We start from the raw sequence: 13662 nt of genomic DNA, 5'->3' as shown, positions 1-13662 counted from the left end.
TTAAACTAACTTTTTGATATACCAATCATCCATGGCGCCATGTTCCGAGCCATCCAGCGGTTCATTCAGTTCCTGAAAGCCAAACTGGCGATATAAGTAGCTGGCGATTTCAAGTTTCCGCGACGTTTCCAGATAACAATACGTATAATGCTTGCTGGCAAAGTCGAGCGCTGTCGTCATCAATTGCTTGGATAGCCCCTTGCCTCGAAATTCAGGCGCAATATACAACTTTTGCAACTCTCCCACGTCTGAATTTTGGGCGTAGGGAGCAATACCCGCCCCACCCGCAACTTCATTCGCATCTGTCACAACCACCCAATATTTGGCCCCGGGCTTCTCTTTATAAAATTGTGATAAATAGCCAAGCTGAGGATCGAAATAGGCTGTTCCGGGAATATTTAAGCCAGCATCCTCCAATGACCATTTAATAATGCGTTTCAATGCCTGATTGTCGTTCATTTCAATTTCACGAATGTCCATCATCCTTACCCCCTCGTCTAAACTGAATGGCATAAATGCTATACCTCGGATTTATCTAAGCTTAATAGCCTATTTAACCATATTAACCAGCCGCGCTGCTACATCCATAGAATCATTTTTGCCGCTCGGATTGGCATCTGTCGCGACGCTTCCGGGATCAAGCAGTTCCACTTGTATGCCGTTAGCCTTCTCTTCTTCGGCAACCGTTTGAATCAAGGCTTCAGCGGCTGCTTTACCTGCCGAATAAGCGCCAAATCCTTTCATATAAAAATGGGCAAGGACTGATGTTACCGTAATAATAACTGCGTGATTACTCCTGCGCAGAGCAGGCAGAAAATACTTGGTAACAAGAAATTGACTTGTCGTATTTTTATCGATCACTTGGTACCATTGATCCACAGTCATGTCTTCGATGGATTCTCTGGCAGGAACACCTCCGACGTTATTTACGAGAATATCAAGTCTCCCGCCTGTTTGCGCCAGCAATTTATCCCGAAGCTTTTGAACACTGGCTTCACTCGTCATATCACCCGGGAGCACAATCGTTTGATCCTGGCCAATATCCTCGCTCGCCTTCTGCAATACATCCTCCCGTCTACCAGTTAACACGACCGTCATGCCTTCATTAACGAACGATGTGGCAATCGCCTTTCCTAAACCTGTTCCGGAACCCGTGACAAGAGCCACACGATTATCTTTTGCCATTATCCCATCTCCTTATCTACTAAAATACGGCATCACTCATTAACTATGAATAGCACCCTAACCAAAATCTTATCAATGTTCCACTGGCTTTGGAGCGTCAGAGATTTGGCAGACGCTTATCAAACATTATAGAACTTTATCAATGAATGTTTAGGCATTCCCCGGAATACAGGGAATGCCTAAACATAATATATCCAAGCCATGCAGTGTCTTTAATTTACAGCAAGATTAGTCGTCCCATACGGCACTTTTCTTCTTACTGTTACGCTCATGCCGTTGAATAGCCAGTTTAATTAGTTGATCAATTAATTCCGGATAGGCAACGCCACTCAGTTCCCACAATTTCGGATACATACTGATGCGTGTAAAACCGGGCAATGTATTAACCTCATTCACATAGACGTCTCCGTCATCAGTCAGGAAGAAGTCCACGCGCGCCAACCCCTCGCACTCCAGTGTTCGAAACGCTTTTACGGCAGTTGCTTGCACCTTTCGAGCCGCCTCATCCGATAGATCAGCCGGCATTTCCAATTTCGCACCGGATTCGTCAATATACTTGGATTCGTACGAATAAAATTCCGTCTGCGGTAAAATTTCACCCGGAACGGATGCTTTCGGATCGTCATTGCCCAATACCGCACACTCAATTTCACGACCGTTCAGCGTCTCTTCTATAACGACCTTTCGATCATACTGGAAGGCTTCATCCAGAGCTTGATCAAACGCTTCCTCTCCCGAAACTTTGCTGACACCGACGGATGACCCTTGGTTGGCCGGTTTAATGAACATCGGCACACCTACTTCCTTTTCCGCTTTTGCAAAGGTCATCTCCTGTCGATCCGCATGTGAACAGGTCAGCCCTTTGGCAACGTTTAACCCAGCCGCTTGCAGCAGCCGCTTGGCAATATCCTTATCCATGCAGATCGCTGAACCAAGCACATCGGTACCGACAAACGGGAGGTTAGCCAAGTGCATCATCCCCTGAAGACTGCCATCCTCGCCCAACGTTCCATGAACAATCGGAAATACAGCATCCAGTTGCTCAATCAAACGGGCATCTGTGGCATGAATCAGCTGATGGTCTGTTTTTCCGGGTACCAACGCAACCGTTTGCTCCGACTGATTCAGCCGAATGGATGTCGGGTCATCGGCATTAATCAAATAGGATGATGGGTTATTTATATGCCATTTCCCCCGCTTGTCAATTCCAATCAAAACGACCTTATATTTTTCTTCATCGATCGCATCAACGATATTTTTGGCTGATTGCAATGAAACTTCATGTTCGGCGGACTTGCCGCCAAAAATAATCCCTACCGTTTTCTTCGGCATCCTCAGAACCCCTTTGCACATATATATATCTAACATAGCACAAAAAGGCTCGTTCAAAACAGAAAAAATGTTATCCCGAGAAAAAATCGGATACACATGACCGTCACATTAACCTGTATTTTTAAATAAAAATAATTTTTCCGGTTATTTTGTATTGACATCAGGTTAAAACGCCGTTAGAATAAATATTAAATATTCTTTCAAATTAAAGCGTTGACGAAGAGGAGTACCCTGTTGTTATTCTCCAGAGAGCCGGTGGTAGGTGTAAACCGGTGTATATGGCAGGCGAATGGACTTCCGAGCTCCGGATCGAACCGTTATTACAGTAGACTCCGGCGACTTAATTCCCATCGTTATCCGGGAGGCATAGGATACATTCCTATGGTCGGAGTGAGCTGTTTCTGCAGCTAATAAAGGTGGCACCACGGGCTTCCCGTCCTTTTTTACAAGGATGGGAAGCTTTTTTATATGGGTTGATCACCATAACCAATCAACCCACTTGGCAGTTCGGATACTAACAAAATAACTACAAATCGCTGAGCAAGAGAAGTAAGCTTTTATGAAGCGTTCCAGAGAGCCGGTGGTGGTGCAATACCGGCACGTGGATGATTGCCGAATGGACTTGTGAGAGGTTTCCTGAACGACAGTACGGAAACACGGGACTCCGCCGTTATACGGATAAGGTATCGGATGAAAAGGTCCAAAGCAACGTCCCTTACACATCCCGTATCTGAAAAAGATGGAGATAACATTCGTTGTCTCCAAAAAGAGGTGGCACCGCGGTCACAATCGTCCTCTGCAAACATAGTCGACTATGTTTGCAGAGGTTTTTTATTTTTAACCGAAAAGGAGTTTTGCAGACATGGTAACCAACTCAAAACCACTGCCCTATAAATATATAAAACGTAACGCTGACACCCTGACCCCGATAGGCATATTTCAAAACCTGCAAGGAACAAAACGGTTTTTGCTGGAAAGCTCATTCCAACATGAAGAAAAAGGCAAATATTCCTTTATCGGAGCTGACCCATATATAGAAATCACCGGAGGCCATGATGAAACGACCATACGATATCAACAAACAACCGAAAAACGGTATGAGACGGTTTTATCCGTGTTACAAAACGAAATTCCTTCATTGGATGTTGATATTCCCCTCCCCTTCTTTGGAGGTGCAGTAGGATATACCGGTTATGATGCTATTCGCTCCTATGAAGATATCGGCGGGGAGCTGCCCAATGACACAGACATGCCGGATTGTCATTTCATGCTTTATAAAAACATCATTGTCTTTGACCATAAAGATGAATCGGTGTTCGTCATAGCAACAAACCTGGATGAGCAGCCGGAACACGTATTGGATAAACGTTTAGACGCATTAAGCAAGGCACTGATGCCGGCTCCGTCCGATCATCCATCAGCGGATGACCCAATCACGTTCCAACCTGACATGGATAAAAACCATTTTATGCGTAATGTCGAAATAGCAAAAGAACATATTCAGCAAGGAGATATCTATCAGGTCGTTTTATCTCAACGAATGAAAGCTGCCATGCATGGGGATCCATTTACATTCTATCGAAAGTTGCGAAAAGTGAATCCGTCCCCATACATGTTTTATATCGACTTTGATGATTACGTCCTTTTGGGGGCGTCACCGGAAAGTTTACTGAAAACGTCGGGAGAGGACATTATTGCCAATCCGATTGCCGGTACACGACCGCGCGGGGAAACGAAGGCGGAAGATGAAGCATTGTCGAGAGACCTTCTCGCAGATGAAAAGGAGTTATCAGAACACCGGATGCTCGTTGATTTAAGCCGAAACGACCTCGGCCGTGTGTGTGAAGTAGATAGCATTACGGTCCCAGCTTATATGCACATCGAAAAGTATAAGCACGTTTCACACATTGTCTCAGAGGTACACGGAAAATTGGCTGCCCGATTTTCGAGTATCGATGCATTAATTGCATGCCTGCCCGCTGGAACCGTATCCGGTGCACCGAAAATCCGTGCCATGCAAATCATCAATGAACTGGAAGACGTCAGACGCGGTGCTTACGCTGGTGGTGTTGGCTACATCAATTTTAATGGCGACATGAACATGGCACTAACCATTCGATCACTCATTGTAAAAGATAACTATGCCTACTTACAGACAGGTGCAGGTATTGTCTACGATTCCGATCCGGAAACCGAATATAACGAAACCTTGCACAAAGCACGCTCATTAATGGAGGTGACAAACTTTGATTTTACTCATTGATAATTACGACTCATTTTCGTACAACATCTATCAATTCGTGGCAAGCGAAGGAATGGAGGTAGCCGTCCGCCGAAATGATCAGCTGACTGCCGAGAATGTTGCAACGTTAAACCCGGAAGCCATTATCCTTTCCCCAGGACCGGGAACACCGGAGAAAGCAGGTATCTGCGCAGAGATTGTGAAGACATTTTACAACCGCATTCCCATTCTCGGAATTTGTCTCGGTCATCAGGTTATTGCTCATGCCCTTGGTGTATCACTTACCAAAGCTAAGACCGTTAAACACGGCAAAACATCATCCATCACCCATAATGGGCACGGACTTTTCAGTTATCTCCCGCAACCGCTGGAGGTGATGCGTTATCATTCATTGGCCATTGACCGGACAACGTTGCCGTATGAACTAAAGGTTGTGTCGTCATCTCTTGATGATAATGAAATTATGGCGATTAAACACCGGCAACACCCTGTTTATGGCATACAGTTTCATCCGGAATCCATTGGCACAGCATCCGGAAAGACAATCATCCGCAATTTTTTAATTGAAATTGGAAAGGAGATCCATCATGAAACAGTATCTTGAAAAACTGATGAATCGGGAAAACCTTACACTTGAGGAAATGAAACAGGCAACTGCAGCATCTTTTTCAGATCATATTACTGATAGTCAACTGGCATCATTTTTAACGGCACTTCGAGCAAAAGGCGAAACACCCGAGGAAATTGCCGGGCTCGCTTCGGTTCTTCGTTCCCAATCCACCCAGACAACCGACATGCCGATGAGGGTTATGGATAATTGTGGAACAGGCGGCGACGGTTCCCAAAGCTTTAACATCAGCACAACCGCTGCATTTGTTCTGGCCGGTGCCGGCGTCCCAGTTGCAAAGCACGGCAACCGCAGCATCTCCAGCAATACAGGAAGTGCTGATGTGCTCGAGCATTTGGGTATTTCCCTGTCGTTCATGAAAGAACATGTCGAGGAAATGCTCACCGAAGCCAGTATTGCTTTTTTGTTTGCGCCAAATGTACACCCCGGAATGAAACGTTTTATGGGTGTCCGGAAAGATTTGGGCATTCCTACGATATTCAACCTGATCGGCCCATTGACCAATCCGGTTCATCTCGACACGCAGTTCCTCGGCGTGTACCGGCGCGATATGCTGTCTCTGCTTGCCCAAACGTTGCATCAGTTGGGACGAAAGCGAGCACTCGTCATTAATGGCGCTGACTATATGGACGAAGGCTCGCTTGCGGGTGACAATCACATCGCCATGCTCGACAATGGAAATGTCCATTCCTTCACGTTGCATCCGAATGACGTGAACTTGCCCGTCCACGATAATGATGCCATAAAGGGGGGCGATGCAAAAGATAACGCCCGCATTTTAATGGATGTCCTGAGTGGAAAACAGGGGGCTTACCGTGATACGATTCTTTTCAATGCAGGACTCGGACTATTCGCCAATGGCACCGCATCTTCCGTCCACGATGGTGTCAGAATAGCAGCTGAAAGCATCGACAGCGGTGCCGCTATGGAAAAACTTCAGAAGTTAACCGAATACAGTAAAAAAATAGCAAAGGAGGCGATATAACGTGACTATTTTAGACCATATTCTCCGTGAAAAAGAAAAAGAAATTGCGTCGTTGCAGGGACGTTCGTTTCATAACGCCGAGAGGAAAGCAGCGTTACCTGCCAACGTAGCACCATCTTTTCGAAACTCGAAACAGTTGAATCTTATCGCTGAAATCAAACGGTCCTCCCCATCCAAAGGGGAAATAAATACGACTATCGACCCTGTTCAGCAAGCTAAATGGTATGAAGCATGCGGTGCGGATGCCATATCAGTTCTGACGGATGAAACCTTTTTCCACGGATCGATGGATGACTTGCAGGCTGTCAGTGAAGCGGTGAACCTCCCTGTCCTTTGCAAAGATTTTATTATCGATCCAATTCAAATTGACCGCGCAAAGGCGGCTGGTACCTCTATTATTTTATTAATTGTTGCCGCCATGTCTGAAGCCAAATTGCATGAACTGTATGCCTACGCATCGGAACAAAGGCTCGATGTGCTATGTGAAGTTCACAACGAACAAGAGATGGAAACAGCTATCAAACTGGGAGCGACCATCATCGGAATTAACAATCGGGATCTGAAAACATTCGACGTGAACCTATCTGTCACCAAACGTTTGGCCGCCATGGTAACAGATCGCAATACCGTTCTGATCAGTGAGAGTGGCATGCAAACACGTGATGACGCTGCCAGTGCCCGCAACCATGGAGCGCACGGTATCCTTGTCGGGGAAACACTGATGCGCTCTGAAGACGTGCCTGACCTCATCAACACATTAAAAGTACCTGTAACAGAGGGGAGCACCCCTGATGCTCGTTAAAATATGCGGAATCACCACGACCGAAGCAGCACGCGAAGCTGCACGGTCCGGTGCGGATTTCATCGGACTTGTGTTTGCACCGAGCAAACGGCAGATCACATTGGAAAAAGCGGCGGAAATAAGCGCCGCCCTCCCTACTGCCGTCAAGAAGGTCGGCGTTTTTGTGAATGAAACGAACGATGCGATCACCCGCATTGCCGACGAGGTCGGATTGGATATCATTCAGCTTCATGGCGATGAGCCACCGGCCTTTGCCGAGCAGCTGGCTTATCCGGTTATTAAAGCATTTCCAATGACCGGAAAGGTTACGTCGGAAATGGAGACATACCCATGTTCTTACTGCCTGACCGACAGCCCGATCGGACCCAATCGCGGTGGCAATGGAACCGCATTTGACTGGAATCAGTTGATAGAAACGACTCCCCGCCGCCAGTCCATCATCCTGGCCGGGGGACTAGCGCCTGACAATGTGCAAACAGCCATCGCCACTGCAAAACCAGCTGGTGTTGATGTATCAAGCGGTGTTGAAACCAATGGCGTCAAAGATCCTGTAAAAATACGACAATTCATTACCAATGCCAAAAGGAAGGGATGACCGAAATGACAACCTATGCATTTCCCAATGCCCAAGGAAAATATGGAAGCTACGGCGGACGGTATGTGCCTGAATTATTAATGCCGGCTCTGTTGGAATTGGAAGACTATTACGAAGCAGCTATAAACGATCCACAGTTCCGGGAAGAATTGGATGGCTATTTAAAAACCTACGTAGGACGAGAGACACCCCTCTTTTACGCAGCCAACTTATCGAAGAAGCTGGGCGGGCCATCAATTTATTTGAAACGTGAAGACCTGAACCATACCGGCGCCCATAAAATTAACAACACGATCGGCCAAGCCTTATTAACACGCCGGATGGGCAAACAGAAGATCGTTGCCGAAACCGGCGCAGGCCAACATGGTGTTGCGACCGCGACCGTTTGTGCCCTTCTCGGACTCGACTGTGTCGTGTTCATGGGGGAAGAAGATATCCGCCGGCAAAAATTGAATGTTTTCCGGATGGAACTGCTCGGCGCCGAAGTCCGCAGCGTTACAAACGGAAGCGGAACATTGAAAGATGCGGTGAATGAAGCATTGCGCTATTGGGTTAGCAATGTGTCGGATACCCATTATATTATCGGTTCGGTTGTCGGCCCGCATCCGTTTCCAAAAATGGTACGTGACTTCCAATCCATTATCGGCAATGAAACAAAAACACAACACCGTGATGTGACAGGCCGGTTGCCGGAAGCTGTCATCGCTTGTGTTGGCGGCGGCAGCAACGCAATGGGCATGTTTTACCCATTTATCGAGGATGAACACGTGGCCCTTTACGGCGTGGAAGCTGGCGGCAGCGGACTGGATACGAATGAGCATGCAGCAACGTTGAGTGCCGGAACCCCTGGTACGCTGCACGGAACCATGACCCATTTGCTTCAGGACCAGCATGGGCAGATTGAAGAAGCCACGTCCATTTCAGCGGGGCTCGACTATCCCGGTGTCGGACCGGAGCACAGTCACCTTCATGACATCGATCGTGTCGCCTATACGTCGATCACCGATCAGGAAGCGATCGATGCGTTTAAGCTGGTGTCACAAACAGAAGGCATAATTCCAGCTTTGGAAAGTGCCCATGCGATAGCGTATGCAGGGAAACTGTCTAAACAGATGGACGAAACCGAGTCGATTGTTATTTGTCTGTCGGGATGTGGCGATAAGGACGTGGAAGCCGTTAAAGATGTCATGGGAGGGACAACACATGAGTAACCAAGCACTGGACAAAGCGTTGGCTGACAAAAGACAAGCAGGAAAGAATATCATCGTCCCATATATTATGGCCGGAGATGGCGGTCTTGACATACTTGAACAACGGCTCGAATTTTTACAGGAAAGCGGAGCAGCAGCTGTGGAACTGGGAATTCCTTTTTCCGACCCAGTTGCGGATGGCCCGACGATTCAGGATGCCGGACAACGGGCACTGAAAAATGATACATCATTAACAAGTGTTCTGAAAACGCTGGAAACGTTTAAAGATAAGCGGTCTATCCCTGTCATTTTAATGACATATTTCAATCCCATTTACGTTTATGGTGTTGAAGCATTTGCCAATGACTGCGCAAGTGTCGGCGTAAATGGTGTTATCATTCCTGATCTACCAATGGAAGAAGAAGAACACATCGTTGCTCGTTTACAGGACCATGCCATCTCCAGTATCCGACTAGCTGCGATGACCAGCCCTGAACGGCGACTTGCTGACATAGCGGGCCGTACAGAAGGCTTTCTTTACGCCGTTTCAGTCAAAGGAACAACCGGTACGAGATCCGCGCATGGCAGTAACGTGCAATCATACTTGCAGCAATTAAAACAAATGGCGAATGCACCCGTCCTCGCCGGGTTCGGGGTATCCTCTTCTGAGCAGGCCCGTGAACTGGCTGCCGATTGCGACGGTGTCATTATCGGGAGCCGGATTGTGGATTGGTTTCACCAAGGAAAAATAGACGATATCAAACAACTCATTCAGAATAGTCTTTAAACACCCTGTCGCTTGCTGGGTGAACTGGCAAGTGACAGGTTTTATTTCCCCTGTTTTTCCCTGGCTCGTTCATATTCTTCTTCAGTGATCTCCCCTTTCTCCAAGCGTTCCTCCATTATCTCAAGGGAGCCTTTTTGCCGCTTATGTCTCCCGGCACGAAACCGGTAGAGGATGATCGCCAATACAATAAGAATTATAAGCGTGACGCCCAATCGTATATAGCCTTCAACCTTCATGAGACCACCTCCACTATTACTGTTCCCTGTTTTTAATGACTTAAAGCCAAAACTGGATCTTGTTTATTTTCTTGAACAATCTTCAAGCTAGTTCGGACCTTGAGATGGGCTCTCTCGGACTTTTTCAACCCGCAATTTTGATGTTTTGGACTTGAGACACCCTCTCTCGGACTTTTTCAGCCCGCAATTTTGATGTTTTGGGCTCGAGACGCCTTCTCTCGGACTTTTTCAGCTCATTTATAAGATATTTTTGGTACAGATAAGGAAATAAAAGGATTTATCCCATGCAAATCTACCCATCAACTTTAATTTTTCTAAGGTCAATCATAATTTTACTGATGCTATTAGCCTTTTTTCCAGTCAAATCCATTGCATAAATATAAAATTTATACTACCATTTTCAATGGACTTACGAGGCTGTATATATCATGCTGGTGTAGCACAGTTGGTAGTGCGCGTCACTCGTAATGACGAGGTCGGAGGTTCGAGTCCTCTCACCAGCACCACTTTGGAGGAGTACCCAAGTACGGCTGAAGGGGGCGCACTCGAAATGCGCTAGGGCGTGTAAGCGCCGCGGGGGTTCGAATCCCTCCTCCTCCGCTTTTATATGTTTATTTCATCCCCCCCTATTGCCTTATAACCCTCGACAGCAACTCAACCATCTTTCCATTTGCAAAAATCTTTTTGACCATAGAGACATTGATAATCATTTAAAAAAATATACATAAAAGGGTGTCGTTATGCGTTCTTTCACTGAATTACGCTCCATTGATGCCATCGATCTATTTACGAAGGACAACCGTCTGAGTTTGTTATTTGTTTCCCGTCCCGGCTGCAGCGTTTGTCACGACTTGCTGCCACAGGTACAAACACTGATGAAAAATTATCCAAAAATACAGTTGGGATACATCAATGCAGATGATGTCGAGACCATTGCGGGACATTTTTCCATTTTCACCGTACCGGTCATCCTTGTATGTGTGGAAGGAAAAGAAATTATTCGGGAAGCACGGATAGTGCATATGGATCTCTTTAAAGAAAAACTTGATAAACTATATAAAAACGTGGCTGGATGAACCATGCATCCAGCCACGTTTTTATATGCGGGAAAGCCGGTGATCAGCCGACTTTTCCGACAAAATTCATGGGTTGTGGTATAAATCCAACAAGACTTGTTTCGATTTATAGTTCATTCTATGTCTTTAAACCTCCCTTAGCATCGGCGCATACCCTGAGTTATACACACATTCTGACACTGACTGTGGATATATTACTCATTTTGCATGAAAAATAGACTCATATACAACCTGAAACTGACAATCCACATAGAGTATTAATGTAACATGAAAAATAATCAAAAGGAGAGATTTTTGTGGCAGACTGTGTATGTAATATTGTGAGGGATATTGTCGAGGCACAAGATCAAGCGAACAACAATAATAGAGGCAATTGCCCAACAAGCTGTGAAAGCTCAATTCAAGACTTGCTGTCACCAGGAATGACCAACAACAACGGCCCGGACACTGTTCCATTTATGCTTTATTGTGAAGGCGACTGCAACCCGTTCATTGCAAGTGGTGTATACCGGAACAACGGCGTCTTCAATTGTCTAGAATCCCCGATTTTTCGTGCGAAGGAATTTACTGATGACAACGAATGTTGTGTAAGACTGGAACTTCTTGCACCAGCTGACGAAATTGGTGGTGTTACAGATGTTGATGGAGACGACGTCTGCGATTTCTTTGGAAATACCGTAACAAACTTCATGGCAACAGGTATCTGTATAACCGTTGATTTGAATACCTTCAATGGTATCCAGTGCTTGGATGCGGTCACGCCATATCCTTATTCCCAGTTTGTAAACAATGCCTAAGAAACACTGAATCAACCAAAGGCTGTGCACGCAGCCTTTGGTTATTTTTTGAGGTAACATGTATTGCTATATAGTCAGCACATTGGTACATTATATTGTAATACATGTTACTACAATGTCGTTAAACCACAGCGGAAAAACACTATCTATATTTTTTTGCCTGACTATCATGTTATACAAAGTAGGTGACGCAAATGTCCATGCACAGCCAGTTATTAAAGGGAATATTGGAAGGATGCATGTTGGTTATTATATCCAGGAATGAAGTGTATGGGTACGAATTATCAATGAAACTTCAGGAATATGGACTGTCAGTTAGCGAAGGATCCGTCTATCCAGTTCTCCTGCGCATGCAAAAAGATAATCTAATTGAGGGCAGCATGCAGCCCTCGCCGAGCGGACCCAACAGGAAATATTATCATTTGACTGATAAAGGCGCGGATGCACTTGGCCTTTTTAAAACACATTGGGAAGATATCCAACGACCGGTGGACCAATTATTAAAGAAGGACGATCATACATGAATACCAAAACATTAGTCGAGGAAAACAACAACAAACGCAAACAGCGCTATTAAAAAGATAATACGCAAGGGAAAAACTAACATTTAGTAAACGCTGACACATCTGCTATAATACAATGACAATCATCCCTGTCACAGGAGAAATGCCTATGCGGAAAATCGGAAACGTTATCGTTTTAATTCTTATTGCTGGAACACTTTGGCATTTTTATGGTGATACCTTCACTAAATCCGGTGCTCAAGGCGTTTTCACGGAAATGCGCTCGGATTTTAACGATTTAAAAGAGAATCCAAAAGTTACCGCAGCTGCCGATTATATCGGTGAAGAAATACAACATTTACTGGACAAAATAAAGGAAATGTCGTCGGAACAGGATAAGTCAAATCAGCCTGTCCCTGAGGAGCCAAACCCGTCGAAGGACTCATCCGCTGTTTACGATGTTCACCTTGGTGATAGCCGCTCGGATGTGGAACAGCAAACAGGTCCCCCACAGCGATCGTCGTTGAATGGGTACGGCGTCGATTGGGTTGCCTATCATCAAAACTACCGCAACTTTATCATGGTCGCCTATAATAGCGACAATAAGGTGGCCGGTTTATATACGAACCAGAATCTACTACCGTCTATAAACGACATCACCTATAAAACCTCCAAAGACGCCGTGCGTTCGATATTTGACGATCCAATGGAAAGCATCCGAAAAGGCTTTGTCAATTACCAGTTGCAAAACAAGCAAGGGTACGACATGTTTCATGTGGATAACAAGTATGTGACCATCTTCTACGACAAACATGAGAATAACACCGTGACAGCGATGCAAATCATCAGTGATCACATCGAGCAGCAAAAGCAAAACTATTTTACCGACCCAAGCAAGAAACTGAAAAAGGGGTTGGAATACCAATTATTTGACCTAACCAACGCCGCCAGAGTCAGCCATGGTCTTAGCCCGCTATCCTGGCAGCAATCAGCACGGAAAACCGCCCGCAGCCACAGTACCAATATGGCCGAGAACAACTTCTTCGCCCATACCAACCCATCTGGTCAATCGCCTTTTGATCGTATGCGGGAAGATAATATTGGTTTTCGCACGGCCGGAGAAAACCTGGCTGCAGGTCAGCCAAGCAGCATCTTTGCCCATGAAGGTTTAATGAACTCGTTGGGGCACCGAAAAAATATTTTAAAAACAAATTTTGAAAACCTTGTCATCGGCGTTGCTTTTAATGACGATAACCAGCCATTCTATACCGAAACGTTTTGGGCTGATTGAAGCAAAGAGGACG

General features: G+C 45.7%; 15 protein-coding genes, 2 tRNA genes and 2 other annotated features. Of the genes, 13 read left to right on the top strand and 4 right to left on the bottom strand.

Translation table 11 applies throughout. The annotated features are described in order from the left end of the window. The 3 genes from ABDZ72_RS02310 to ddlA all read right to left on the bottom strand — a co-directional run bounded on the left by ABDZ72_RS02310 (position 1) and on the right by ddlA (position 2517). Positions 1-480, bottom strand: a complete 480-nt coding sequence (locus ABDZ72_RS02310; RefSeq protein ID WP_343750910.1) for a GNAT family N-acetyltransferase — start codon at positions 478-480, stop codon at positions 1-3. Positions 481-549: 69 nt separating this feature from the next. Further along, entirely contained in the window at positions 550-1185 is a 636-nt protein-coding gene (locus tag ABDZ72_RS02305; RefSeq protein ID WP_343750908.1) for an SDR family oxidoreductase, read from the bottom strand. 228 nt (positions 1186-1413) lie between these two features. Beyond that, positions 1414-2517: a D-alanine--D-alanine ligase gene (ddlA, locus tag ABDZ72_RS02300; RefSeq protein ID WP_343750906.1), complete on the bottom strand. Its 1104-nt coding sequence runs from the start codon at positions 2515-2517 to the stop codon at positions 1414-1416. A 204-nt stretch (positions 2518-2721) separates the two neighbouring features. Beyond that, positions 2722-2961, top strand: a binding site (T-box leader). 83 nt (positions 2962-3044) lie between these two features. Beyond that, positions 3045-3317: a binding site (T-box leader), on the top strand. A gap of 62 nt (positions 3318-3379) precedes the next feature. On the opposite strand from ddlA, the gene trpE reads away from it, so the two are divergent. The 7 genes from trpE to trpA are packed head-to-tail and all read left to right on the top strand — an operon-like array spanning position 3380 to position 9746. After that, positions 3380-4780 (top strand): anthranilate synthase component I, encoded by a 1401-nt coding sequence (gene trpE, locus ABDZ72_RS02295; protein WP_343750905.1) that lies wholly within the window; start codon positions 3380-3382, stop codon positions 4778-4780. Then, the gene (locus tag ABDZ72_RS02290; protein ID WP_343750904.1) at positions 4764-5363 is read left to right on the top strand and encodes an anthranilate synthase component II; all 600 of its coding nucleotides are present in this window, start codon (positions 4764-4766) and stop codon (positions 5361-5363) included. The genes trpE and ABDZ72_RS02290 overlap by 17 nt, the downstream gene beginning before the upstream one ends. Beyond that, complete coding sequence (gene trpD, locus ABDZ72_RS02285) at positions 5347-6372, top strand: anthranilate phosphoribosyltransferase (protein WP_343750903.1); 1026 nt, start codon at positions 5347-5349, stop codon at positions 6370-6372. Before ABDZ72_RS02290 ends, trpD begins: the two co-directional genes overlap by 17 nt. A gap of 1 nt (position 6373) precedes the next feature. After that, a complete protein-coding gene (trpC, locus tag ABDZ72_RS02280) occupies positions 6374-7174 on the top strand; it encodes an indole-3-glycerol phosphate synthase TrpC (protein WP_343750901.1) in 801 nt (266 codons plus the stop codon). Continuing rightward, positions 7164-7769 (top strand): phosphoribosylanthranilate isomerase, encoded by a 606-nt coding sequence (locus tag ABDZ72_RS02275; protein ID WP_343750900.1) that lies wholly within the window; start codon positions 7164-7166, stop codon positions 7767-7769. The genes trpC and ABDZ72_RS02275 overlap by 11 nt, the downstream gene beginning before the upstream one ends. Positions 7770-7774: 5 nt before the next feature. After that, positions 7775-8980 carry a tryptophan synthase subunit beta gene (trpB, locus tag ABDZ72_RS02270; protein ID WP_343750899.1) on the top strand — a complete coding sequence of 402 codons (1206 nt, stop codon included), beginning with the start codon at positions 7775-7777 and terminating at the stop codon, positions 8978-8980. Next, a complete protein-coding gene (trpA, locus tag ABDZ72_RS02265) occupies positions 8973-9746 on the top strand; it encodes a tryptophan synthase subunit alpha (protein ID WP_343750897.1) in 774 nt (257 codons plus the stop codon). Before trpB ends, trpA begins: the two co-directional genes overlap by 8 nt. Before the next feature lie 41 nt (positions 9747-9787). Here the strand turns inward: trpA and ABDZ72_RS02260 are convergent, their stop codons facing one another. After that, positions 9788-9982 (bottom strand): SHOCT domain-containing protein, encoded by a 195-nt coding sequence (locus ABDZ72_RS02260; RefSeq protein ID WP_343750896.1) that lies wholly within the window; start codon positions 9980-9982, stop codon positions 9788-9790. A gap of 430 nt (positions 9983-10412) precedes the next feature. Between ABDZ72_RS02260 and ABDZ72_RS02255 the strand changes: the two genes are divergently transcribed. From ABDZ72_RS02255 to ABDZ72_RS02230, 6 genes are all read left to right on the top strand, one after another. Further along, positions 10413-10488 (top strand) — tRNA-Thr (locus ABDZ72_RS02255). A gap of 4 nt (positions 10489-10492) precedes the next feature. Continuing rightward, a tRNA-Ser gene (locus ABDZ72_RS02250) sits at positions 10493-10582 on the top strand. A gap of 140 nt (positions 10583-10722) precedes the next feature. Further along, positions 10723-11058, top strand: a complete 336-nt coding sequence (locus tag ABDZ72_RS02245) for a thioredoxin family protein (RefSeq protein WP_343750894.1) — start codon at positions 10723-10725, stop codon at positions 11056-11058. Between the two features lie 296 nt (positions 11059-11354). Then, positions 11355-11855 carry a CotY/CotZ family spore coat protein gene (locus ABDZ72_RS02240; protein ID WP_343750892.1) on the top strand — a complete coding sequence of 167 codons (501 nt, stop codon included), beginning with the start codon at positions 11355-11357 and terminating at the stop codon, positions 11853-11855. Positions 11856-12049: 194 nt separating this feature from the next. After that, the gene (locus ABDZ72_RS02235; RefSeq protein ID WP_343750890.1) at positions 12050-12379 is read left to right on the top strand and encodes a PadR family transcriptional regulator; all 330 of its coding nucleotides are present in this window, start codon (positions 12050-12052) and stop codon (positions 12377-12379) included. Positions 12380-12527: 148 nt separating this feature from the next. Further along, on the top strand, positions 12528-13649 hold the full coding sequence (locus tag ABDZ72_RS02230; protein WP_343750889.1) for a CAP domain-containing protein: 1122 nt from the start codon (positions 12528-12530) through the stop codon (positions 13647-13649). The last annotated feature ends 13 nt before the right edge of the window (positions 13650-13662 follow it).

It is taken from the genome of Lentibacillus halophilus, from assembly GCF_039522485.1.
GTDB lineage: Bacteria > Bacillota > Bacilli > Bacillales > Amphibacillaceae > Lentibacillus > Lentibacillus halophilus.
The sequence above is the reverse complement of the archived record's forward strand: the minus strand, read 5'-3'. Positions and strand labels throughout refer to the sequence as shown.

Excerpts from the sequence above, each read along its gene's own strand:
- trpD (WP_343750903.1), top strand. The coding sequence starts at position 5,347 with ATGAAACAGTATCTTGAAAAACTGATGAATCGGGAAAACCTTACACTT.
- ABDZ72_RS02235 (WP_343750890.1), top strand. The coding sequence starts at position 12,050 with ATGTCCATGCACAGCCAGTTATTAAAGGGAATATTGGAAGGATGCATG.
- ABDZ72_RS02310 (WP_343750910.1), bottom strand. The coding sequence starts at position 480 with ATGGACATTCGTGAAATTGAAATGAACGACAATCAGGCATTGAAACGC.
- trpE (WP_343750905.1), top strand. The coding sequence starts at position 3,380 with ATGGTAACCAACTCAAAACCACTGCCCTATAAATATATAAAACGTAAC.
- trpA (WP_343750897.1), top strand. The coding sequence starts at position 8,973 with ATGAGTAACCAAGCACTGGACAAAGCGTTGGCTGACAAAAGACAAGCA.
- ABDZ72_RS02230 (WP_343750889.1), top strand. The coding sequence starts at position 12,528 with ATGCGGAAAATCGGAAACGTTATCGTTTTAATTCTTATTGCTGGAACA.
- ABDZ72_RS02275 (WP_343750900.1), top strand. The coding sequence starts at position 7,164 with ATGCTCGTTAAAATATGCGGAATCACCACGACCGAAGCAGCACGCGAA.
- ABDZ72_RS02245 (WP_343750894.1), top strand. The coding sequence starts at position 10,723 with ATGCGTTCTTTCACTGAATTACGCTCCATTGATGCCATCGATCTATTT.
- trpB (WP_343750899.1), top strand. The coding sequence starts at position 7,775 with ATGACAACCTATGCATTTCCCAATGCCCAAGGAAAATATGGAAGCTAC.
- ABDZ72_RS02260 (WP_343750896.1), bottom strand. The coding sequence starts at position 9,982 with ATGAAGGTTGAAGGCTATATACGATTGGGCGTCACGCTTATAATTCTT.
- ddlA (WP_343750906.1), bottom strand. The coding sequence starts at position 2,517 with ATGCCGAAGAAAACGGTAGGGATTATTTTTGGCGGCAAGTCCGCCGAA.
- ABDZ72_RS02305 (WP_343750908.1), bottom strand. The coding sequence starts at position 1,185 with ATGGCAAAAGATAATCGTGTGGCTCTTGTCACGGGTTCCGGAACAGGT.